Source organism: Alkalihalophilus pseudofirmus (assembly GCF_029094545.1).
GTDB lineage: Bacteria > Bacillota > Bacilli > Bacillales > Bacillaceae_D > Alkalihalophilus > Alkalihalophilus pseudofirmus.
This window is the reverse complement of the sequence record NZ_CP117835.1, coordinates 146,085-165,445: the sequence shown is the minus strand read 5'-3', so window position 1 is coordinate 165,445 and position 19,361 is coordinate 146,085. Positions and strand designations below refer to the sequence as shown.

Annotated in this window: 34 protein-coding genes; 1 reads left to right on the top strand and 33 read right to left on the bottom strand. The window is 42.5% G+C overall.

The window, feature by feature from the left end; translation table 11 throughout:
- Positions 1 to 3: 3 nt before the first annotated feature.
- Positions 4 to 609 (bottom strand): KinB-signaling pathway activation protein, encoded by a 606-nt coding sequence (locus PQ478_RS00905; RefSeq protein WP_075684011.1) that lies wholly within the window; start codon positions 607 to 609, stop codon positions 4 to 6.
- Between the two features lie 145 nt (positions 610 to 754).
- Here PQ478_RS00905 and gerD point away from each other — a divergent pair, with 145 nt between their 5' ends.
- The gene (gerD, locus tag PQ478_RS00900) at positions 755 to 1,414 is read left to right on the top strand and encodes a spore germination lipoprotein GerD (protein ID WP_289235550.1); all 660 of its coding nucleotides are present in this window, start codon (positions 755 to 757) and stop codon (positions 1,412 to 1,414) included.
- A 27-nt stretch (positions 1,415 to 1,441) separates the two neighbouring features.
- Here the strand turns inward: gerD and PQ478_RS00895 are convergent, their stop codons facing one another.
- The 32 genes from PQ478_RS00895 to rplP form a co-directional block, all read right to left on the bottom strand.
- Entirely contained in the window at positions 1,442 to 2,497 is a 1,056-nt protein-coding gene (locus PQ478_RS00895; protein WP_022630064.1) for an Mrp/NBP35 family ATP-binding protein, read from the bottom strand.
- 85 nt (positions 2,498 to 2,582) lie between these two features.
- Positions 2,583 to 3,296 carry an N-acetylmuramoyl-L-alanine amidase CwlD gene (cwlD, locus tag PQ478_RS00890; protein WP_289235549.1) on the bottom strand — a complete coding sequence of 238 codons (714 nt, stop codon included), beginning with the start codon at positions 3,294 to 3,296 and terminating at the stop codon, positions 2,583 to 2,585.
- A gap of 62 nt (positions 3,297 to 3,358) precedes the next feature.
- Complete coding sequence (locus tag PQ478_RS00885) at positions 3,359 to 3,796, bottom strand: YbaK family protein (protein WP_289235548.1); 438 nt, start codon at positions 3,794 to 3,796, stop codon at positions 3,359 to 3,361.
- Positions 3,797 to 3,938: 142 nt separating this feature from the next.
- The gene (rpsI, locus tag PQ478_RS00880) at positions 3,939 to 4,331 is read right to left on the bottom strand and encodes a 30S ribosomal protein S9 (RefSeq protein ID WP_012957169.1); all 393 of its coding nucleotides are present in this window, start codon (positions 4,329 to 4,331) and stop codon (positions 3,939 to 3,941) included.
- Positions 4,332 to 4,351: 20 nt separating this feature from the next.
- Positions 4,352 to 4,789 (bottom strand): 50S ribosomal protein L13, encoded by a 438-nt coding sequence (rplM, locus tag PQ478_RS00875; RefSeq protein WP_022630061.1) that lies wholly within the window; start codon positions 4,787 to 4,789, stop codon positions 4,352 to 4,354.
- A gap of 200 nt (positions 4,790 to 4,989) precedes the next feature.
- Positions 4,990 to 5,733, bottom strand: a complete 744-nt coding sequence (gene truA, locus PQ478_RS00870; RefSeq protein ID WP_289235547.1) for a tRNA pseudouridine(38-40) synthase TruA — start codon at positions 5,731 to 5,733, stop codon at positions 4,990 to 4,992.
- A gap of 10 nt (positions 5,734 to 5,743) precedes the next feature.
- Positions 5,744 to 6,544 carry an energy-coupling factor transporter transmembrane component T family protein gene (locus PQ478_RS00865; RefSeq protein ID WP_289235546.1) on the bottom strand — a complete coding sequence of 267 codons (801 nt, stop codon included), beginning with the start codon at positions 6,542 to 6,544 and terminating at the stop codon, positions 5,744 to 5,746.
- Positions 6,545 to 6,546: 2 nt separating this feature from the next.
- Positions 6,547 to 7,419 (bottom strand): energy-coupling factor ABC transporter ATP-binding protein, encoded by an 873-nt coding sequence (locus PQ478_RS00860; protein WP_289235545.1) that lies wholly within the window; start codon positions 7,417 to 7,419, stop codon positions 6,547 to 6,549.
- Positions 7,395 to 8,231 carry an energy-coupling factor transporter ATPase gene (locus tag PQ478_RS00855; RefSeq protein WP_289235544.1) on the bottom strand — a complete coding sequence of 279 codons (837 nt, stop codon included), beginning with the start codon at positions 8,229 to 8,231 and terminating at the stop codon, positions 7,395 to 7,397. Before PQ478_RS00855 ends, PQ478_RS00860 begins: the two co-directional genes overlap by 25 nt.
- A gap of 185 nt (positions 8,232 to 8,416) precedes the next feature.
- A complete protein-coding gene (gene rplQ / locus PQ478_RS00850) occupies positions 8,417 to 8,779 on the bottom strand; it encodes a 50S ribosomal protein L17 (protein WP_012957163.1) in 363 nt (120 codons plus the stop codon).
- A 92-nt stretch (positions 8,780 to 8,871) separates the two neighbouring features.
- A complete protein-coding gene (locus PQ478_RS00845; protein WP_012957162.1) occupies positions 8,872 to 9,816 on the bottom strand; it encodes a DNA-directed RNA polymerase subunit alpha in 945 nt (314 codons plus the stop codon).
- Positions 9,817 to 9,983: 167 nt separating this feature from the next.
- On the bottom strand, positions 9,984 to 10,376 hold the full coding sequence (rpsK, locus tag PQ478_RS00840) for a 30S ribosomal protein S11 (RefSeq protein WP_012957161.1): 393 nt from the start codon (positions 10,374 to 10,376) through the stop codon (positions 9,984 to 9,986).
- Positions 10,377 to 10,396: 20 nt separating this feature from the next.
- Complete coding sequence (gene rpsM, locus PQ478_RS00835; RefSeq protein ID WP_012957160.1) at positions 10,397 to 10,762, bottom strand: 30S ribosomal protein S13; 366 nt, start codon at positions 10,760 to 10,762, stop codon at positions 10,397 to 10,399.
- 22 nt (positions 10,763 to 10,784) lie between these two features.
- Positions 10,785 to 10,898 (bottom strand): 50S ribosomal protein L36, encoded by a 114-nt coding sequence (rpmJ, locus tag PQ478_RS00830; RefSeq protein ID WP_003322638.1) that lies wholly within the window; start codon positions 10,896 to 10,898, stop codon positions 10,785 to 10,787.
- A 100-nt stretch (positions 10,899 to 10,998) separates the two neighbouring features.
- Positions 10,999 to 11,217: a translation initiation factor IF-1 gene (gene infA / locus PQ478_RS00825; RefSeq protein ID WP_010896341.1), complete on the bottom strand. Its 219-nt coding sequence runs from the start codon at positions 11,215 to 11,217 to the stop codon at positions 10,999 to 11,001.
- 4 nt (positions 11,218 to 11,221) lie between these two features.
- On the bottom strand, positions 11,222 to 11,545 hold the full coding sequence (locus PQ478_RS00820) for a KOW domain-containing RNA-binding protein (protein ID WP_012957159.1): 324 nt from the start codon (positions 11,543 to 11,545) through the stop codon (positions 11,222 to 11,224).
- Between the two features lie 18 nt (positions 11,546 to 11,563).
- Entirely contained in the window at positions 11,564 to 12,310 is a 747-nt protein-coding gene (gene map / locus PQ478_RS00815; protein WP_012957158.1) for a type I methionyl aminopeptidase, read from the bottom strand.
- Entirely contained in the window at positions 12,307 to 12,960 is a 654-nt protein-coding gene (locus PQ478_RS00810) for an adenylate kinase (protein ID WP_012957157.1), read from the bottom strand. Before PQ478_RS00810 ends, map begins: the two co-directional genes overlap by 4 nt.
- Positions 12,961 to 13,035: 75 nt before the next feature.
- Positions 13,036 to 14,328, bottom strand: coding sequence for a preprotein translocase subunit SecY (gene secY, locus PQ478_RS00805; RefSeq protein WP_012957156.1), 1,293 nt, complete (start codon positions 14,326 to 14,328; stop codon positions 13,036 to 13,038).
- Positions 14,328 to 14,768 carry a 50S ribosomal protein L15 gene (rplO, locus tag PQ478_RS00800; RefSeq protein WP_012957155.1) on the bottom strand — a complete coding sequence of 147 codons (441 nt, stop codon included), beginning with the start codon at positions 14,766 to 14,768 and terminating at the stop codon, positions 14,328 to 14,330. The genes secY and rplO overlap by 1 nt, the downstream gene beginning before the upstream one ends.
- Before the next feature lie 31 nt (positions 14,769 to 14,799).
- Positions 14,800 to 14,988 (bottom strand): 50S ribosomal protein L30, encoded by a 189-nt coding sequence (gene rpmD / locus PQ478_RS00795; RefSeq protein WP_012957154.1) that lies wholly within the window; start codon positions 14,986 to 14,988, stop codon positions 14,800 to 14,802.
- Between the two features lie 13 nt (positions 14,989 to 15,001).
- Positions 15,002 to 15,502 (bottom strand): 30S ribosomal protein S5, encoded by a 501-nt coding sequence (gene rpsE / locus PQ478_RS00790; protein ID WP_012957153.1) that lies wholly within the window; start codon positions 15,500 to 15,502, stop codon positions 15,002 to 15,004.
- Between the two features lie 21 nt (positions 15,503 to 15,523).
- On the bottom strand, positions 15,524 to 15,886 hold the full coding sequence (gene rplR, locus PQ478_RS00785) for a 50S ribosomal protein L18 (protein ID WP_012957152.1): 363 nt from the start codon (positions 15,884 to 15,886) through the stop codon (positions 15,524 to 15,526).
- A 26-nt stretch (positions 15,887 to 15,912) separates the two neighbouring features.
- A complete protein-coding gene (gene rplF / locus PQ478_RS00780; RefSeq protein ID WP_012957151.1) occupies positions 15,913 to 16,449 on the bottom strand; it encodes a 50S ribosomal protein L6 in 537 nt (178 codons plus the stop codon).
- Positions 16,450 to 16,482: 33 nt separating this feature from the next.
- Positions 16,483 to 16,881 carry a 30S ribosomal protein S8 gene (gene rpsH, locus PQ478_RS00775; RefSeq protein ID WP_012957150.1) on the bottom strand — a complete coding sequence of 133 codons (399 nt, stop codon included), beginning with the start codon at positions 16,879 to 16,881 and terminating at the stop codon, positions 16,483 to 16,485.
- A 29-nt stretch (positions 16,882 to 16,910) separates the two neighbouring features.
- Positions 16,911 to 17,096, bottom strand: a complete 186-nt coding sequence (locus PQ478_RS00770; RefSeq protein ID WP_012957149.1) for a type Z 30S ribosomal protein S14 — start codon at positions 17,094 to 17,096, stop codon at positions 16,911 to 16,913.
- Positions 17,097 to 17,127: 31 nt separating this feature from the next.
- Complete coding sequence (gene rplE, locus PQ478_RS00765) at positions 17,128 to 17,667, bottom strand: 50S ribosomal protein L5 (protein WP_012957148.1); 540 nt, start codon at positions 17,665 to 17,667, stop codon at positions 17,128 to 17,130.
- A gap of 26 nt (positions 17,668 to 17,693) precedes the next feature.
- Positions 17,694 to 18,005 carry a 50S ribosomal protein L24 gene (gene rplX, locus PQ478_RS00760; RefSeq protein ID WP_031311928.1) on the bottom strand — a complete coding sequence of 104 codons (312 nt, stop codon included), beginning with the start codon at positions 18,003 to 18,005 and terminating at the stop codon, positions 17,694 to 17,696.
- Positions 18,006 to 18,052: 47 nt separating this feature from the next.
- Entirely contained in the window at positions 18,053 to 18,421 is a 369-nt protein-coding gene (rplN, locus tag PQ478_RS00755; protein ID WP_012957146.1) for a 50S ribosomal protein L14, read from the bottom strand.
- 33 nt (positions 18,422 to 18,454) lie between these two features.
- A complete protein-coding gene (gene rpsQ / locus PQ478_RS00750) occupies positions 18,455 to 18,715 on the bottom strand; it encodes a 30S ribosomal protein S17 (RefSeq protein WP_012957145.1) in 261 nt (86 codons plus the stop codon).
- A gap of 16 nt (positions 18,716 to 18,731) precedes the next feature.
- Positions 18,732 to 18,935 carry a 50S ribosomal protein L29 gene (gene rpmC / locus PQ478_RS00745; protein WP_003322618.1) on the bottom strand — a complete coding sequence of 68 codons (204 nt, stop codon included), beginning with the start codon at positions 18,933 to 18,935 and terminating at the stop codon, positions 18,732 to 18,734.
- The gene (rplP, locus tag PQ478_RS00740; protein WP_012957144.1) at positions 18,925 to 19,359 is read right to left on the bottom strand and encodes a 50S ribosomal protein L16; all 435 of its coding nucleotides are present in this window, start codon (positions 19,357 to 19,359) and stop codon (positions 18,925 to 18,927) included. Before rplP ends, rpmC begins: the two co-directional genes overlap by 11 nt.
- Between the last annotated feature and the right edge of the window lie 2 nt (positions 19,360 to 19,361).

Here is a 19,361-nt window from a genome sequence, read left to right as displayed (position 1 = left end):
CGACTATGCTCGAGCTTTCGTATTTGGTTGATTTGTCAGCTTATGAAGAGTAAGCAGCTGCCATGTATTTGCTGAGATAAGCGGTGCAAAATACATCCATAACCATTTAGGGTCATTTACCGTTAGGGCTGGCACCCATTCAATCGTTGTAACAACCACGATGAAAAATAAAGCTGGAATAAATGCTCCTTGATTTGTATCTTTTGCTTTAAGGTAAGCAATGACTAGCCCATATGCTAACAGTAAAACCGGCATAATGGTATAGTTCAGAATCGTCTCACCTTCTGTTGCAAAGGCAATATACCGCAGATAAATTAAATCAAAAATGACAAACGCAATCAGAACCACTTGTATTCTGTTCCAAAGCCTAGCCGATTTAAATAAACCGAGTCCAAAGCGGTGCAGCGTCAAGTAGGCAAAGAAGCCCATTTGACTTACTAAGCTAAATGCCGCACTGATCCCAAGCAGCCAAATGAGCCCGACTACCATATTTGTAATGTCCCCGCCTGTATACACATCAAAATCAATAATAAAGCCAACAATTGCTCCACTTAAACTTCCTACAAGCAATGTAGAAAAAAATAAATATACCACTTTCCGACTATTCACTGGCATTTCCTCCAAAATCGTTAAACATACTGTCATGATTGTATCAATCAGGATTAAAAAATGCTAGTTGTTCACTGTTACTCATGCATATTTTTTTAATAAATATCTCAAATTAATGACAAAGCGAAGGAGGTGAGCAGCTGTCATGAAAAAATTTCTTCATGGGTTGATTGTATGCTCAGCTATACTTACACTAATAAGCTGCGCAACTGCTGAAGGAAGCGGTGGCAATAATACAGATTATGAAGGTACTAAAAAGATGATGGTCGATATGCTTAAGACCGATGAGGGCAAGCAAGCGATTCAAGAAATTATGAACGAAGAAGAAATGCGTCATGAGCTTGTAATGGACAATGCGTATGTGAAAGAAACGATCCAAGAAACCTTAACCTCTGAAAAAGGACGAGCTTTTTGGCAAGAAGTGATGCGTGATCCTGAGTTTGCAAAAACTTTTGCAGAAAGCATGCAGACTGAAAATGAAAAGATGCTAAAAGGTTTAATGAAAGACCCTGAATACCAAGGCATGATGATCACCGTTCTGCAAAATCCCGAAATGGAAGAAACGGTGCTTGAGGTTATGAAGTCAAAGGAATACCGCCAGCAAGTGATGACTGTTATGTCTGAGGCCTTTGAGAGTCCTTATTTCGTTGCAAAAATTAGTGAGATCTTAGGCAGTGTTGCTGAGGAGCAAATGAAGAAACAAGATCCAGCCAAAGCAGAGGAAGAGAAGAAACAGCAAGAGGAACAGCAACAAGAAGAAGGCGGCGGTGGCAGTGGAAGCGGCGAGCAATCTTCAGGTGGATAAAAAAAGAAGCCAAAGCGGCTTCTTTTTTTACTTTTCGATTTTTGCAATAATTTTCTCGGCAATTTCTTTATAAATTAGACCATTTGGATGATCCTCAGCATAAATAGATGGCGCAAAATCGTTTTCATCGATGTCAGGTTGTCCAAGAGGAATTTGGCCAAGAATATCTGTTTTTAACTCTTCTGCTAAACGTTCTCCGCCTCCGCGGCCAAACACATATTCTTTCTCTCCTGTTGTCTTGCTTTCAAAGTATGCCATGTTCTCAACGACACCAAGAATTTCATGATGTGTTTTAATAGCCATTGTACCTGCACGTGCAGCTACAAAGGCTGCTGTAGCATGAGGCGTTGTCACCAAAATTTCTTTTGAATGAGGAAGCATTGTATGTAAATCAAGGGCAACATCACCTGTACCCGGCGGCAAATCAAGGATTAAGTAATCAAGCTCGCCCCACTCAATATCACTAAAGAACTGATTAAGCATTTTACCAAGCATTGGTCCGCGCCAGATCACTGGTGCATTATCTTCAACAAAGAAGCCCATAGAAATAACTTTTACACCAAAGCGTTCTACAGGATAAATACGGTCTGCAATGACTTTGGGACGCTCTTCAATTCCCATCATATCCGGCACACTAAAGCCATAGATATCTGCATCAATGATTCCGACACGCTTCCCAAGACGAGCTAGTGTTGTCGCCACATTAACAGATACGGTGGACTTTCCAACGCCGCCCTTACCGCTTGTTACCGCAATAAACGTCGTTGGACTGTCAGGAGCCAGAATAGAAGGGCCTTCAAATGCCGCTTCTTTTAATCCGCCAGCCGACTTCAACTCTTGTTCTGTCAGCTCTTCAAAGCGCAGGCCTACAGATTCTGCCCCTTCTCCTTTTAATACATTAACTACTTCCTGCTGCACTTCCATTTGTTCTGCTGTGCCTGTTTTGGCAAGAGCAATTTTGACGCTGACATTTCCGCCTTTAATCTTTACTTCACGTACACCACCAGTTTCGACGATGCTTTTATTTAAATCACGATCTTTGACTCGTTTTAAGGCTTCGACAATTGTCGTTTCTGTTACCAATATGAACACCATCCTTTAACCAGTTATATGCCTAGTATAGCATATTCTGCATAAGGACCGTGAATCCGTTTCCACCTCGTTAGAATTATGAGACAGGTTCTTCTTCATTCGTATAATATCTCATGATTCCTTGGTAAATTGAAGCTGCGACCTTATCTTGATACGCCTCGGTCTGCAGCATCGACGCTTCTGTTGGATGAGATAAGAATCCAGCCTCTACTAACACCCCTGGGATTTCTGCTTTCTTTAATAAGAAAATATTATCAATAGGCTTAGCTATTCTTTCTGTATTCTCTAAGTTCGTCCGAATTTGATCTTGCACAAATTTGGCCAGTCCTTCATTTTCAGGAATTGCGCGATGGTAGAACGTTTGTGCCCCGCTCCATTTTGGTGAAGGAATCGCATTAAGGTGGATGGTCACAAACATATCGGCCTCTGACTCATTGACGATCTCAACCCGTCTTTTCAAATCCTCAATTTTACGATGCCTGATTTTCTTTGTTCCCTCCCCTGCTAAATCGCGGTCTTCCTCTCTCGTCATTAATACAAGTGCACCTGCTTCTTGAAGATAATCTCTTAGGTGTTCGCTTATTGCTAATGTAACTTCTTTTTCAAGCAGACCTTGTTTTGACACGGCACCTCCGTCAATCCCGCCATGGCCTGGGTCAACGACTATAATCTTGCCTGATAAGGGCAGATGCCATGTCGCCGAATCTTTACTGATAAATTGATATTGTATTAAAAAAAGCAGTCCCACTATACTGAGCGCAAACGCTATGCCTCTCATCCACCTGATCATCAGCCTTCCCCCTTTATATCCCTACCCATATATATTGGGACAAGGAGGAAAATATGAATGGTTTAATGAAGTCTAAGTCTGTGGCGTTTTTCTGCTTCTTTAAATCCTTTTTCCCACCAACGGTCTATAAAGACATCAGATGAAATTTTAAGTGACTCTAATAAATAATCTGTATCCCCGTTCCACCCTTGTAATAGGTTAAACAAGGAAAAGGAAATATCGGTTAATTCATCTTCACATCTTGCCTTGACTTCTGAAACGGACTCTCCTAAGTAGCCAAACCTCCCGTATTCTGCTCCCACTAAGTAAGCATCAATAGCCATGTCCATACAAGGATCAAGTAAAAAAGGATGAGATAAGAAATAAAATGGAACAACTGGCTTAAAATGCTCATGCACATCTTCTTTTAACTGCTTTAACGAGAGCTGCCTTAATACCCCACGTTCAAATTTCCACTGCTTTTCGCGCCTTTTTTCTGAAAAGGTAGATACAACTGCCATTCTCCTCACTCCCATAAATCATGTTGCCATTAGTATGAGGAATGTAAATGTCACTATGCAGTGGAAAAATTGTCAGGAGATGAAGGATTTAAGCAAACAAAAAACCCCCACCCAAATTGGATGAGAGTTTTTGAAAACGATATTAACGTTTTGAGAACTGAGGTGCACGACGAGCTGCTTTAAGACCGTATTTCTTACGCTCTTTCATACGAGCATCACGAGTCAAGAAGCCAGCACGCTTAAGAGATGTGCGGTTTTCAGGATCTACTTCAAGTAGTGCACGTGCTACACCGTGACGGATAGCGCCTGCTTGTCCTGTGTACCCACCACCGTCAACGTTAACGTGAACGTCATATTGACCTTCAACGCCAGTTTCAACTAGTGGTTGCTTAGCGATAAGCTTAAGAGTATCAAGACCGAAATATTCATCTAATTCACGACCGTTAATGATCATACGACCATCACCTGGTACTAAACGTACGCGCGCAACAGAGTGCTTACGGCGACCTGTACCGTAGTATTGTACTTGTGCCAAGATAATAACCTCCCTATCGATTAACCGCGAAGTTCGTAAACTTCTGGTTTTTGAGCTTGTTGTTTGTGTTCACTTCCAGCATAAACATGAAGTTTCATACCTTGCTTACGTCCAAGCGTGTTCTTAGGAAGCATTCCTTTGATAGCAAGCTCAAGCATACGCTCAGGCTTGTTAGCACGCATATCAGCAGCTTTAGTCATCTTTAAACCACCTGGGTGATTTGTGTGACGGTAGTAAATCTTGTCGTTTAATTTGTTACCTGTTAGTTCAATTTTCTCTGCGTTGATGATGATCACGTGGTCACCAGTGTCAACGTGCGGAGTGTAAGTTGGTTTGTGCTTACCACGAAGGATAGAAGCAACTTCAGAAGCTAGACGACCAAGAGTTTGGCCTTCAGCGTCTACTACAAACCACTTACGCTCAACTTCGTTTGGCTTTGCCATATATGTTGTACGCATGAATTTCCCTCCTAAATACGTTCACTTTCAAATTTAAAATCAAGTGTGTTAAATCCAAAGTCTCTTGTAACATTCTACTACCCGGGGCTAGTGGGTGTTAGAATTACCATCTAACATCATATAATAATCAAAACCCAATGTCAACAATTTGTTACACTAGGGTTCGTTGTTTTAGAAAGTTTTTTTCTGGAAAACTTATTTCAGTCATTATATTGTACGGACCATAGATAAAGTCCCTGTGGAGGAGCTGTTTTTCCAGCATCATCCCGCTTGCACGTACGAAGTGCTGTATCCACACTCTCTGCTGTTCTCTTGCCGTAGCCAACCTCAAGCAGCGTGCCGACAATAATCCGAACCATATTGTAGAGAAAGCCATTCCCGCGCAAAATAAAATGCAGTTCATCTTCGTGTACGTTAATGTCGACTGCGTAAAGAGTGCGCACTTTATCTATGACACTTGTATTTGCTGCACAAAACGCGCTGAAGTCATGAGTGCCAATTAAATAAGCCGCTGCCTGTCTCATTTTATCAATATCAAGCGCGTACGAGACATGTGCTGTATGATGCCGTCTGAATACATCAGGATCTTCTGCATTCAGCACACGATAGCGATACTCCTTGCCTGTTGTATGATATCTCGCATGAAAATCCTTCTCTGCATAGCGCGCAGAAAGCACTCGAATATCATCAGGCAGACATGCATTTAATGCTTTAGGCCATTGGGCTTCAGGAATACGAAACGGGCTGTCAAAATGAATGACTTGGCCTTTGGCATGAACACCTGCATCGGTACGGCCAGAGGCAGTGACACTTACCTCTTGTCCTTTATGCACACGTTTTAAGGCTTGCTCGATCTCTATTTGTACGGTTCGTTTATTCGGCTGGACTTGATAGCCTGAAAAGTTCGTTCCATCATACGAGATGACACATGCTATACGGTTCAATTCGCTTCACCTACCCGTTTCGTAACAATATAATTCCAACGCCAATCACCACAGCCGCCACGACGACAAAAGAGTCCTTGCCATTCCACATCAACACTCTTAGCTTCGTACGGCCTTCACCGCCCCTGTAGCCGCGCGCTTCCATTGCAAGAGCTAAGTCCTCTGCTCTCTTAAACGCACTGATAAACAACGGTACGAGAAGCGGAAGCAGTGCTTTTACCCGCTTAGAAATCGGACCAGAACTAAAATCCACCCCGCGGGCCATCTGCGCTTTTAAGATCTTTTCCGTCTCTTGCATAAAGGTTGGGATAAACCGGAGAGCAATCGACATCATTAAAGCAAGCTCATGTGCCGGCAGCCCAACTTTTTTAAGCGGGGTAAACAAAGACTCTAGCCCATCTGTTAAATCAATCGGACTCGTTGTTAATGTGATCAATGATGTCAGCATCACAAGCGTTAACAGTCTCGTAGCAATAAATAACCCGTTCATTACACCGCCCTCATGAATGGCGATCGGACCGAGCGTCATCAGGACAGGCCCCTCTTTTGTCAAGAGGATATGGAGAATGAGAGTGAACAACACTAACCATAAAATCGGCCTGAGCCCGCGATATAAAAATAAAAGCGGAACCTTTGAGATAGCCATTAACATGACAGTTAACCCTACTAGCAATAAGCTTGAAAACCAGTTATCAGCAAAGAAAATGATGATTAATAAAATAAAGACACTAATCAGCTTTGAACGAGGATCAAGTTTATGCAAAAAGGAATTACCCTGCACATACTGGCCGATAATTACATTTTGAAACATGATCAGCCCTCTCCTTTCTCGTGAAGAAGGTCTGCTAGAAATGCAGCCACTTCTTCTTTTTCAAAAAGCAGAGGAACCTCAGTAAGGTTAAACTTCTTTTTCACTTGAGCCAGCAGTCGAACAGTGTCAGGCAAATCAAGCCCTATCTCACTAAGACGCTCAGACTCCTTAAACACTTCATCACGGCTGCCAGACATCTCAATCTTCCCGTTATTCATTACCACTAAATGATCAGCATATTTCGCTGCATCCTCCATGCTGTGAGTAACAAGAATCGTTGTCGTGCCATATTCCTTATGATAATTATTAAAGAGCTCAAGCATCTGGACTCTTCCTTCTGGGTCAAGGCCAGCTGTCGGCTCATCTAATACAAGCACAGAAGGTCGTATGGCAAGGACTCCAGCTATCGCTACCCGCCGCATCTGTCCGCCGCTTAATTGAAAAGGAGACGACTCAAGTACATCTTCATTTAGCCCTACAAGAGGCAGAAGCTCACGCACCCGGCGCATAGCCGCTTCTTCAGTTACTCCGTAATTCATCGGCCCAAAACAAATATCCTTAGCCACTGTTTCTTCAAACAACTGATGCTCAGGGTATTGAAAAACAAGACCAACCTGCTGCCTTAAATTTCGTAACGGCTGCTTATTCTTTTTATCAGCATTCAGTTTAAATTTACCGATTACAATCTCTCCTGCACTTGGCTTAAGGAGTCCATTAATATGCTGAATAAGAGTAGACTTACCTGATCCTGTATGGCCAATTATGGCAGTAAATGAACCGGAAGGAATAAAGAGGTCTACAGGATGTAAGGCCGTTTTTTCAAATGGTGTCCCAATCATATACCGATGTTCTACGCCTTTGAATGATATGTCCATAACGCCCGCACCAACTCTCCTTCCGTCAGAGGTAACTGCTCGAAGCTGATCCCCTTTTGTTCTAGCTCATGAGCAAGACGTACAGAAAAAGGCACCTTCAAACCAGCAGCTTCTAACTGTTCACTCGATTGAAATACCTCTTTGGGTGAACCATCTGCTTTTATTTGACCATTTTCAAAGATAAGTACACGTTCAGCCATGACTGCTTCTTCCATGTCATGAGTAATCGTCATAATAGCCATACCGCGGTCATGAAGCATCTTCATCGTTTTCATGACATCTTTACGGCCTGAGGGATCAAGCATGGACGTTGCTTCATCAAATATTATTAGATCAGGCTCTAGGGCAATAATGCCAGCAATCGCTACACGCTGCTTCTGTCCGCCAGATAGGCGGTGAGGCTCTGCATCTAAGAGATGACTGATACCGATTAATTGAGAGTACTTTTCGATCCGAGAGATTATCTCATCACGAGGAATCCCCTGATTTTCTAACCCAAAAGCAATATCATCGCGAACAGTCGTTGCAACGAATTGATGATCTGGATTTTGAAAAATCATACCGACACGCTTTCTCACTTGCCATAACTCCTCTTCAGAAGATGTATGGAAGCCATCTACTATCACCTTGCCTTGCTGCGGTGTCAGCAAGGCATTGATTAACCTGCCAAACGTGGACTTACCTGATCCATTTCGTCCTAGAATGGACACCCATTCCTTTCGGTTAAAGGAGATCGTCAAGTCATGAAGCGCTAGATCCTTCGATTCTTCGTATTGAAACGATACTTCCTTAAGCTCAATAAAAGCAGACAAATAAAACCCTCCTCAAAAGGTCTTTTACTCGAATGAAACCGAATGAAATCAATATATAGGAGTGGTCCCATTCTCTATGACAAATATATGAGCAACAAAAAAGGGCCCCCAGAGTCAGAGCGTTACTTGCTCAGATCCTGTACAGCCCTTTGTCGCCTCATATAATGACTCTTTAAAGACTCTAATTATACAAGTTCAATAATCGCCATTGGTGCACCGTCTCCACGACGAGGACCAACTTTAAGAATACGAGTGTAACCGCCTTGACGATCCTCGTAACGAGTTGCGATTTCAGAGAATAGCTTTTGGATTGCATCTTCGTTAGTCTCTTCGTTAGCTACTTCACGACGAATGAAAGCTGCAGCTTGACGACGAGCATGAAGATCTCCACGCTTCCCTAAAGTGATCATTTTCTCAACGATAGAACGTAGCTCTTTTGCTTTCGCTTCAGTCGTTTCGATGCGCTCATTAATGATAAGGTCAGTTGCTAAGTCACGGAAAAGAGCCTTACGACCAGCACTATCACGACCTAATTTTGCGTATGCCATGTTCGTTTCCCTCCTTTGTTACCTTCTCTTGCTGTTAAGCCAGAGATATAAAAGAACTTTCAAACCTTAAAAGAGTTAAGAGCAGGCTGGGATTAGTCTTCTTTACGAAGGCCTAAACCTAGTTCGCCAAGTTTCTCTTGAACTTCTTCTAGTGACTTACGTCCAAGGTTACGTACTTTCATCATGTCTTCTTCTGACTTCTGCGTTAACTCTTGTACCGTATTGATACCAGCACGCTTCAGGCAGTTGTAAGAACGAACAGAAAGATCAAGTTCTTCAATCGTCATTTCAAGAACTTTTTCCTTTTGATCTTCTTCTTTTTCGACCATGATTTCAGCATTTTGTGCTTGATCCGTTAAGCCTACAAAAATATTAAGATGCTCAGTTAAGATTTTTGCGCCAAGTGACACAGCCTCTTCTGGGCGAATGCTTCCGTCAGTCCACACATCAAGGGTTAGTTTGTCATAGTTGGTGACTTGACCGACACGAGTGTTTTCAACTTGATAGTTGACACGAGATACCGGTGTGTAAATAGAGTCAATAGGAAGAACACCAATCGGTTGATCGTCATTCTTATTCCCTTCAGCAAGTGCGTAACCACGGCCACGCTTTGCTGTAAGGCGCATATGGAAGTGTGCTCCTTTTGCTAAAGTTGCAATATGCAGATCTGGATTTAGCACTTCGATATCACTATCATGTGTTAAATCGCCTGCAGTTACTACACCTTCACCTTGAACATCTACCTCTAGCGTCTTCTCTTCATCAGAATAAATCTTAAGTGCAAGTTTCTTAAGGTTCAAGATAATAGTCGTTACGTCTTCTACAACACCTTCAATTGTTGAGAATTCGTGCAGAACACTATCAATTTGAACTGAAGTAACAGCAGCACCAGGAAGAGAAGATAAAAGAATACGACGTAAGGAGTTACCAAGAGTCGTTCCATACCCACGCTCTAGTGGCTCAACGACAAATTTACCGTACTTTGCGTCTTCACTAACTTCAACCGTTTCAATATTTGGCTTTTCGATTTCAATCATTAAAACAAACCCTCCTTCAAAACGTCGAACTCCGGTAGACTGCCAGGAAAGCCTAACCGGAAATCCCCATTAGGCAGTTCCCAACCGTTTCACCTTTTTGTCAATCGGATGTATTCGTCTCATCCATTATTGACACTTTCAGGAAATCTATACAATGATTGATTTCGTTACACTCTACGACGTTTTGGCGGACGGCAACCGTTATGAGGAACTGGAGTAACATCTTTGATCATGTTAACTTCAAGTCCAACAGCTTGTAGTGAACGAATCGCAGCTTCACGACCAGCACCAGGGCCTTTTACAGAAACTTCGATTGTTTTCATGCCATGCTCCATTGCTGTTTTAGCTGCTGTTTCAGCTGCCATTTGCGCTGCGAATGGAGTAGACTTACGAGAACCTTTAAATCCTAATGCACCTGCACTTGCCCAAGAAATAGCATTGCCGTGCGTGTCAGTGATCGTCACAATAGTGTTGTTGAATGTTGAACGGATGTGCGCAACACCAGCCTCAACATTTTTACGTTGACGACGCTTTGGACGAGTATTCGTTTTCTTAGCCATTTTTTATGCGACCTCCTTTACTATTTCTTCTTGTTTGCTACTGTACGACGAGGACCTTTACGCGTACGAGCATTGTTTTTAGAGTTTTGACCACGAACTGGTAAACCACGACGGTGGCGGATACCACGGTATGAACCGATTTCGATTAGGCGTTTGATGTTAAGTGATACTTCACGACGAAGGTCACCCTCAACTGTGTGAGCTTCAACTGCTTCACGAATACGACCTAATTCTTCTTCTGTTAAATCACGAACGCGAGTATCCTCAGATACGCCAGCTTCCGCTAAAATTTCAGATGACTTTGTTTTTCCAACTCCATAGATATAAGTGAGTGATACAACCACTCGCTTATCACGAGGAATATCTACACCTGCGACACGTGCCATGTGCTGTGCACCTCCTTAAATATTAACCTTGTTTTTGTTTGTGTTTAGGGTTTTCACAAATAACCATAACCGTCCCTTTACGACGGATAACTTTACACTTTTCACAAATTGGCTTGACTGATGGTCTTACCTTCATTATCGTTTACCTCCTTATGGTACGGAGTGCATTTAATTGTAATCGTTCAATTCACATCTAGCAAGTCTATCGGATAGATCTCGCTAGCAAATCGCAACGTTTATTTGTATCGATATGTGATTCGTCCACGAGTCAAGTCATACGGTGATAGTTCAACCGTTACTTTATCTCCAGGAAGGATTCGGATAAAGTGCATACGAATCTTACCAGAAACATGAGCAAGGATCTTGTGACCATTCTCTAACTCTACACGAAACATTGCGTTTGGCAGCGGCTCGATGACCGTACCTTCCACTTCAATTACATCCTCTTTGGCCATGAATTTACTCTCCTTCCTTCAGCAAATCAAGTTGTTGTTTTAGGAAACCGCTAAGTGCATAGCGGAGCTTTCCGTTAGTAACACGTCCCGTTTCTTCAACGCTCATACGTATTTCAGGAGCAATGTAGTTCAACAATTCTAGATGGTTGATGTTTTTCTTCTTAGCTCGATCAATTTTACGCTTATCTCCATCAGCAATCAAGACATAACGATCATTTTGGACCTCAATGACCACAGCATAGCTGCCTTCGTCTCTACCTTTTTTGACTTGCACTATCTGTCCGATAGCAATTTGACCGATACCGGGACTCGGACCAGAGTCGTTCATTACATCCATCACCTACATCTAAAGTTTTGTTAAAATTTCATACCCTGTTTCTGTAATTGCAATCGTATGCTCAAAGTGTGCACAGTTTTTGCCGTCAACTGTAACCACAGTCCAGTTATCAGCAAGTGTACGCACATAACGAGAACCTGCATTAATCATTGGTTCAATTGCTAGTACCATTCCAGGCTTTAGACGAGGTCCTTTACCAGGTGGTCCATAGTGTGGGATTTGCGGGTCTTCATGTAAGTCTTGCCCTACTCCATGGCCTACATACTCCCGAACAATTGAATAACCGAGCGGCTCAGCATAAGTTTGGATTGCATGAGAAATGTCTGATAATCTCTCACCAGGCTTAGCCTGTTCCAATCCTTTATATAATGCGTTTTCTGTGACGTCCAACAATTGTTGATCCTCATCAGAAATTGTACCTACAGCATACGTCCAAGCGGAGTCACCGTGGTACCCATTCAACTTAGCACCAATGTCAACACTAATTACATCGCCGTCCTTAAGCACTCTAGAACCGGGTATACCATGTACCAATTCCTCGTTTACTGAAGCACAGATGCTGCCTGTAAATCCATTGTACCCTTTGAATGAGGGTGTTGCACCGTGTGAACGAATCAACTTTTCTGCAATCTCATCCAATTCTTTAGTAGTAATACCAGGTTGGATATGCTGCTTTAACTCTTGGTGAGTCAGAGCAACAATTCTCCCAGCTTCACGCATGATTTCTAATTCACGTTCTGTCTTACAAATAATCATGCATTGAGTCCTTTCAGAAGTTCATCTAAGTCTTCGAATACCTTATTGATATCTTGATCTCCATCGATCGTACGAAGATAGCCTTTTTCTGTATAGAAGTCAATTAGTGGCTGTGCTTGCTGTTGATTTACTTCAAGACGTTTTTTTACTGTTTCCGGCTTGTCGTCATCACGTTGGATTAACTCACCGCCATCAACGTCACATTTCCCTTCAACCTTTGGCGGGTTGTAGATCATGTGGTATGTCTTACCTGAAGTTGGCGACACACGTCTACCAGTTAAACGATCCATTAAAAGCTGCTCAGGTACATCAATGTTTAATACGTAATCAAGTTTACGTTCCATTGAAGCAAGCATATCTTCTAATGCTTCTGCTTGTGCTACTGTGCGAGGGAAGCCATCTAATAAGAAGCCTTTCTCACAGTCAGCTTTAGAGAGACGCTCTCTCACAATGCCAATTGTCACTTCATCCGGCACTAATTCACCAGCATCCATAAACGATTTAGCTTTTAAACCTAACTCTGTTTCTCCTTTAATGGCAGCTCGAAACATATCACCTGTAGAGATATGAGGGACCTCATATTTCTCGACAATACGCTCAGCTTGAGTACCTTTACCTGCTCCTGGTAAACCCATTAAAATAAGATTCATCACTAATCCCCTCCATCGCTCCGATTTAACAACAGAAGGCGAACGGGAAGAAATGATCCTCCCCTGCTCCCCTTGTTACTTAATAAAGCCTTTATAAGAACGTTTAATAAGCTGTCCTTCTATCTGTTTCATCGTGTCTAATGCTACACCAACTACGATTAATAATCCAGTACCACCGATTTGAATCGCCGCTGGCAGACCCATTAATCGTGTGAAGAAAACCGGGATAATTGCTACAGTTGCTAGGAACAATGCTCCGACAAACGTTAAACGGTATAAAATGCGAGTTAAGTACACTTGAGTTGTTTTACCGGGACGAATTCCTGGAATATAGCCACCTTGCTTTTTGAGGTTCTCGGCCATTTTTTCAGGATTGACCTGGATAAATGTATAGAAGTACGTAAATCCAATGATAAGCAATGCATACACTACCATACCCACCGGCTGAGTATAATCAAATACTCTTGTTACCCATGCAGCAATTGCATTATCCGTTCCGAAGAACCCGGCAACTGTTGGAGGGAAGATGAATAGTGAAAGTGCGAAGATAACCGGAATTACCCCTGCGCCGTTCACTTTTAATGGTAAGTGTGTAGATTGACCACCTACAGGACTACGACCAACTAAGCGTTTTGCGTATTGAACAGGAATCTTGCGTAATGCTTGTTGAACAAAGATAACACCAACAATAATAGCTAGTATTGCTAAAGCAAGTAGTAATAATGAAACGATACTCAAGAATAGCTGTTCGCCAGCATCTTGAATCTGTGTAGCATACAATTGGTTAAGTCCGTTTGGAATACCAGCTGCGATACCTGCAAAGATAATGATCGAAATACCATTACCAACACCCTTAGCGGTAATTTGTTCACCAAGCCACATAAGAAATGCTGTTCCCGCTGTAAGAACAAGTGCAATAAACAAATAAGTTGGAACACTTGGATTTGGAATTAATCCTGGGAAAAAGGAGTTAAATCCAATAGACATTCCAATTGCTTGAACAAAACCTAAAACGATCGTTCCATATCGGGTGAACTGTGCCAGCTTACGTCGGCCAGCTTCCCCCTCTTTAGCCCACTCGGCAAACTTAGGTACAACATCCATTTGCAACAACTGAACCACAATCGATGCAGTGATGTATGGCATAATACCCATTGCGAAAATCGAGAAGTTGCCAAGTGCTCCACCACCAAAAGTATTTAAGAACCCGAAGGCATTCAATTGGTCATGGAAGTTCAGAACATCACTGTTTGCCCCTGGTACAGGGATAAAGCTACCGATCCGAAAGACAACGAGCATGAGTAGGGTGAAAACAACCTTACGTCGTATGTCACCCACTCGAATAATGTTGGAGATCGTCCCGAACATTAAATCACCTCAGTTTTTCCGCCAGCAGCTTCGATTGCCTCAACTGCAGATGCAGAAAACTTATGTGCTTTAACTGTTAAGTTCTTTTCAAGCTTTCCGTTTCCAAGGATCTTGATTCCGTTTCTTACGTTCTTTACTGTACCTGATTCGATAAGTAGTTCTGGTGTTACCTCAGTACCTGCATCAAAACGATTGAGCGTCTCAAGGTTAATCACTGTAAACTCCTTACGAGTCGGGTTAGTAAAGCCGCGTTTTGGTAGACGACGGTATAATGGGTTTTGACCACCCTCGAAACCAGGACGTACGCCACCGCCAGAACGAGCGTTTTGACCTTTGTGACCTTTACCTGATGTCTTACCGTTACCAGAACCGATACCACGTCCTACACGATTACGTACTTTACGTGATCCTTCTGCGGGCTTCAACTCATGAAGTTTCATGTCGACACCTCCTCATGTATAAATTAAGCTATTAAGCTTCGATTTCTTTTACTGTTAAAAGGTGAGATACCTTATTTACCATACCGCGAATCGCAGCGTTATCTTCTTGAACAACAGTTTGGTGCATTTTGCGTAATCCAAGTGTGTTCACTGTAACGCGTTGGTCTTCCGGACGACCGATAAGACTACGAGTGAGGGTAATTTCTAATTTCTTAGCCATTGACGTTCCCTCCTTATCCTAACAGTTCTTCCACTGATTTACCGCGAAGTTTTGCAACTTCCTCAGCACGCTTCAGTTCTTTAAGTCCTTGCATAGTTGCACGAACCATGTTGATTGGGTTGTTAGAACCTAGTGATTTAGAAAGAATGTCACCTACACCAGCAAGTTCTAATACCGCACGTACAGGACCTCCAGCGATTACTCCAGTACCTTCAGAAGCAGGCTTTAATAATACGCGCCCTGCACCAAAGTGACCGATGATCTCGTGTGGAATTGATGTACCAACAACTGGTACTTCAATGAGGTTTTTCTTTGCATCTTCTACCGCTTTACGGATTGCCTCAGGAACTTCCTGAGCTTTACCCATACCGAAGCCGACATGGCCGTTCTTATCGCCTACTACAACCAATGCAGCAAAGCGGAAACGACGTCCACCTTTAACTACTTTCGCTACACGATTGACAGCTACTACTTTCTCTTCAAGTTCCAACGTATTAGGGTCAATACGACGCATTCGTTTTCCCTCCTTTGTTCTTTAGAATTGCAGGCCAGCTTCACGAGCTGCATCTGCTAATGTTTGTACACGACCGTGATATACATAACCACCGCGATCAAACACTACTACTTTATGACCGTTTTCTACCGCACGTTTAGCAACAAGCTCACCTACAGCTTTAGCTGCTTCTTTATTTCCACCGTTCTCAAGTGCAAGCTCTTTATCTAAGCTAGATGCAGAAGCAAGAGTTACACCATTTACGTCATCGATAAGCTGTGCGTAAATGTGTTTTGATGAACGGAAAACATTAAGACGTGGACGTTCAGGTGTTCCTGTGATCGCACGACGTACGTGAGCGTGTCTTTTCTTACGCGCCAAATTTTTGCTAGGCTTCGTAATCATTGAACGTCATTCCTTTCCGTAATTAATTATTTACCAGTCTTACCTTCTTTACGACGCACATATTCGCCTTCGTAACGAATACCTTTACCTTTGTAAGGCTCAGGAAGACGTACTGAACGAATATTAGATGCAACTGCTCCTACACGCTCTTTATCGATACCTTTAACGATAACTTTCGTGTTAGCAGGTACTTCGATTTCGATACCCGCTTCAGGAGTGATTTCAACTGGGTGAGAGTAACCAACGTTAAGTACAAGCTTTTGTCCTGACTTTGTTGCACGATAACCTACCCCGATAAGCTCAAGCGCACGCTCGTAGCCTTTCGTTACGCCCTCAACCATGTTATTGATTAAGCTGCGAGTAGTTCCGTGAAGAGCTTTGTGCTCCTTGTGCTCAGACGGACGCTCTACTGTAACTTGGTTTTCTTCTACATTGACTTTCATGTCCGGGTGAAGATTACGACTAAGTTCACCTTTAGGACCTTTAACCGTAAGTAGTGTTCCATCAAGCGTGATTGTTACACCAGCTGGAACCTCTACTGGTTTATTACCAATACGAGACATTCTTGTACACCTCCATTCATTTCAAGGAATGTATTACCAAACGTATGCTAATACTTCTCCGCCTACTTGTTGTTGACGTGCTTCCTTGTCTGTCATTACACCGTTTGATGTAGAAACTAACGCGATTCCTAGGCCGCCTAATACACGAGGAAGCTCTCCAGCTTTCGCATATACACGTAGACCAGGCTTACTGATACGTTTAAGACCAGTAATTACACGCTCATTTGTAGCACCATATTTTAAGAAGATGCGAATTACACCTTGCTTATTGTCTTCGATATATTCATAGTCACGAATAAAGCCTTCACGCTTAAGGATATCAGCGATTTCTTTCTTTACCTTTGAAGCAGGTAATTCAAGCTTCTCGTGACGAACTGTGTTCGCATTACGAATACGAGTCAGCATATCTGCAATTGGATCTGTCATGACCATAGTTATTTACCTCCTTCCCGTTCTTGGGCTTACCAACTAGCTTTCTTCACACCAGGAATTTGCCCTTTGTGAGCAAGCTCTCTGAAGCAAATCCGGCAAAGTTTAAACTTACGCAATACTGAATGAGGACGACCGCAACGTTCACAGCGAGTGTACTCTTGTACTTTGTACTTTTGTGTACGTTTTTGCTTTGCAATCATTGATTTCTTTGCCAAAGTTTTCCCTCCTCTTTCGAAACGACTTTAATTATTTTTGAAATGGCATTCCCATTTGTGTTAATAGTTCACGAGCTTCTTCGTCTGTATTCGCAGTTGTTACGATAACAACGTCCATACCGCGAACTTTATCAACTTTATCGTAATCAATTTCAGGGAAGATTAATTGCTCTTTCACACCTAGTGTGTAGTTACCGCGACCGTCGAATGCTTTTTTAGAAACACCGCGGAAGTCACGTACACGTGGAAGTGAAACAGAAACTAACTTATCAAGAAATTGGTACATGCGCTCACCACGAAGAGTTACTTTCGCACCGATAGGCATACCTTCACGAAGTTTAAAACCAGCGATTGATTTTTTAGCTTTTGTGATTAATGGCTTTTGACCAGTGATCTCAGCTAATTCTTCTACAGCTTTATCTAAAGCTTTTGCGTTAGATACAGCATCACCAACACCCATGTTTACAACGATTTTCTCAAGTTTCGGCACCGCCATAACAGATGAGTAGTTGAACTTCTCTACTAGAGAAGGAACGATTTCAGTTGAATACTTCTCTTTTAAACGATTCATACGATTGACCTCCTTTCACACACTGACTACTTATCTAATGCTTCGCCAGACTTCTTAGCAATACGTACTTTTTTGCCGTTCTCAATTTTGTGTCCTACACGAGTAGGTTCACCAGACTTAGGATCTACAGGCATAACGTTTGAAGAATGAATTGGCGCTTCTTGATTCAAGATTCCACCTTGTGGATTATCTTGAGATGGCTTTGCGTGTTTCTTCACAATGTTTACGCCCTCTACAAGAACACGATTCTTCTTAGGAAAAGCTTCTAAGATTACACCTTGTTTCCCTTTGTCTTTACCAGAGATGACCTTAACTGTGTCACCTTTTTTGACATGCATCTTCGCCATGTTCGCACCTCCTTGACAGGGCCTTCCGTTAATATCTATTAAAGAACTTCTGGAGCAAGAGACACAATCTTCATGAATTGGTTGTCACGAAGTTCACGTGCTACTGGTCCGAAAATACGAGTTCCGCGTGGGCTCTTATCGTCACGTACGATAACTGCTGCGTTCTCATCAAACTTGATGTATGAACCATCGTTACGACGTACGCCGCTCTTAGAACGAACGATTACTGCTCTCACAACTTCACCTTTCTTGACAACGCCACCTGGTGTTGCTTGTTTCACAGAACAAACGATAACATCACCAACATTAGCTGTCTTACGGCCAGAACCACCTAATACTTTAATACATAGTACTTCACGAGCACCAGAGTTATCAGCAACTTTTAAACGGGATTCTTGTTGAATCATGCGATCTTACCTCCCTTCAATCGAGAACTTCTATTAAATGATTACCGCTTCTTCTACGATTTCAACTAAGCGGAAACGTTTATCTTTTGAAAGCGGACGAGTTTCCATGATGCGAACAACGTCGCCAATTTTAGCAGCGTTTTCTTCATCATGCGCTTTTAACTTCTTAGAGTATTTTACGCGCTTTCCATAAAGGCGGTCTTTTTTGTATGTTTCAACAAGAACAGAAATTGTTTTATCCATTTTGTCAGAAACAACGCGCCCTGTATATACCTTACGTTGGTTGCGTTCCATTTAGCAAACCTCCTTTTTAGCCGTTGTTAATTCCAAGCTCACGTTCACGCAATACTGTCTTCGCACGAGCAATTGCTTTACGAACTTCACGAATGCGGGCTGGATTATCCAATTGACCAGTCGCTAGTTGAAAGCGAAGGTTGAACAACTCTTCTTTAAGTGATTTCGTCTTTTGCTCAATTTCAGCAGTGGTTAAGTTACGAATATCATTAGCTTTCATTTGCGTCACCACCCACTTCTTCGCGTTTTACGAATTTACATTTTACCGGTAATTTATGAGAAGCTAGACGTAAAGCTTCACGAGCAACTTCCTCAGAAACACCAGAGATTTCAAACATAATCTTTCCAGGCTTAACTACAGCAACCCAGCCCTCAGGAGCACCTTTACCAGAACCCATTCGAACTTCAAGTGGCTTAGCAGTGTAAGGCTTAGATGGGAAGATCTTGATCCAAACTTTACCACCACGTTTCATATAACGTGTCATAGCAATACGCGCTGCTTCGATTTGACGGTTAGTGATCCAAGAAGCTTCAAGCGCTTGAAGACCATACTCACCGAAGTGTACTTCTGTACCGCCTTTTGCACGACCGCGCATTTTTCCGCGATGTTCACGACGATATTTCACACGTTTTGGCATTAACATGA

Excerpts from the sequence above, each read along its gene's own strand:
- gerD (WP_289235550.1), top strand. The coding sequence starts at position 755 with ATGAAAAAATTTCTTCATGGGTTGATTGTATGCTCAGCTATACTTACA.
- cwlD (WP_289235549.1), bottom strand. The coding sequence starts at position 3,296 with ATGATCAGGTGGATGAGAGGCATAGCGTTTGCGCTCAGTATAGTGGGA.
- PQ478_RS00885 (WP_289235548.1), bottom strand. The coding sequence starts at position 3,796 with ATGGCAGTTGTATCTACCTTTTCAGAAAAAAGGCGCGAAAAGCAGTGG.
- rplM (WP_022630061.1), bottom strand. The coding sequence starts at position 4,789 with ATGCGTACAACATATATGGCAAAGCCAAACGAAGTTGAGCGTAAGTGG.
- PQ478_RS00865 (WP_289235546.1), bottom strand. The coding sequence starts at position 6,544 with ATGTTTCAAAATGTAATTATCGGCCAGTATGTGCAGGGTAATTCCTTT.
- PQ478_RS00860 (WP_289235545.1), bottom strand. The coding sequence starts at position 7,419 with ATGGACATATCATTCAAAGGCGTAGAACATCGGTATATGATTGGGACA.
- rplQ (WP_012957163.1), bottom strand. The coding sequence starts at position 8,779 with ATGGCATACGCAAAATTAGGTCGTGATAGTGCTGGTCGTAAGGCTCTT.
- PQ478_RS00845 (WP_012957162.1), bottom strand. The coding sequence starts at position 9,816 with ATGATTGAAATCGAAAAGCCAAATATTGAAACGGTTGAAGTTAGTGAA.
- rpsK (WP_012957161.1), bottom strand. The coding sequence starts at position 10,376 with ATGGCTAAGAAAACGAATACTCGTCCAAAGCGTCGTCAACGTAAAAAT.
- rpsM (WP_012957160.1), bottom strand. The coding sequence starts at position 10,762 with ATGGCACGTGTCGCAGGTGTAGATATTCCTCGTGATAAGCGAGTGGTT.
- rpmJ (WP_003322638.1), bottom strand. The coding sequence starts at position 10,898 with ATGAAGGTAAGACCATCAGTCAAGCCAATTTGTGAAAAGTGTAAAGTT.
- infA (WP_010896341.1), bottom strand. The coding sequence starts at position 11,217 with ATGGCCAAAGAGGATGTAATTGAAGTGGAAGGTACGGTCATCGAGCCG.
- PQ478_RS00820 (WP_012957159.1), bottom strand. The coding sequence starts at position 11,545 with ATGAACGACTCTGGTCCGAGTCCCGGTATCGGTCAAATTGCTATCGGA.
- map (WP_012957158.1), bottom strand. The coding sequence starts at position 12,310 with ATGATTATTTGTAAGACAGAACGTGAATTAGAAATCATGCGTGAAGCT.
- PQ478_RS00810 (WP_012957157.1), bottom strand. The coding sequence starts at position 12,960 with ATGAATCTTATTTTAATGGGTTTACCAGGAGCAGGTAAAGGTACTCAA.
- secY (WP_012957156.1), bottom strand. The coding sequence starts at position 14,328 with ATGTTCGGGACGATCTCCAACATTATTCGAGTGGGTGACATACGACGT.
- rplO (WP_012957155.1), bottom strand. The coding sequence starts at position 14,768 with ATGAAACTTCATGAGTTGAAGCCCGCAGAAGGATCACGTAAAGTACGT.
- rpmD (WP_012957154.1), bottom strand. The coding sequence starts at position 14,988 with ATGGCTAAGAAATTAGAAATTACCCTCACTCGTAGTCTTATCGGTCGT.
- rpsE (WP_012957153.1), bottom strand. The coding sequence starts at position 15,502 with ATGCGTCGTATTGACCCTAATACGTTGGAACTTGAAGAGAAAGTAGTA.
- rplR (WP_012957152.1), bottom strand. The coding sequence starts at position 15,886 with ATGATTACGAAGCCTAGCAAAAATTTGGCGCGTAAGAAAAGACACGCT.
- rplF (WP_012957151.1), bottom strand. The coding sequence starts at position 16,449 with ATGTCTCGTATTGGTAATAAACCAGTAGAGGTTCCAGCTGGTGTAACA.
- rpsH (WP_012957150.1), bottom strand. The coding sequence starts at position 16,881 with ATGGTCATGACAGATCCAATTGCAGATATGCTGACTCGTATTCGTAAT.
- rplE (WP_012957148.1), bottom strand. The coding sequence starts at position 17,667 with ATGAATCGTTTAAAAGAGAAGTATTCAACTGAAATCGTTCCTTCTCTA.
- rplX (WP_031311928.1), bottom strand. The coding sequence starts at position 18,005 with ATGCATGTCAAAAAAGGTGACACAGTTAAGGTCATCTCTGGTAAAGAC.
- rplN (WP_012957146.1), bottom strand. The coding sequence starts at position 18,421 with ATGATTCAACAAGAATCCCGTTTAAAAGTTGCTGATAACTCTGGTGCT.
- rpsQ (WP_012957145.1), bottom strand. The coding sequence starts at position 18,715 with ATGGAACGCAACCAACGTAAGGTATATACAGGGCGCGTTGTTTCTGAC.
- rpmC (WP_003322618.1), bottom strand. The coding sequence starts at position 18,935 with ATGAAAGCTAATGATATTCGTAACTTAACCACTGCTGAAATTGAGCAA.
- rplP (WP_012957144.1), bottom strand. The coding sequence starts at position 19,359 with ATGTTAATGCCAAAACGTGTGAAATATCGTCGTGAACATCGCGGAAAA.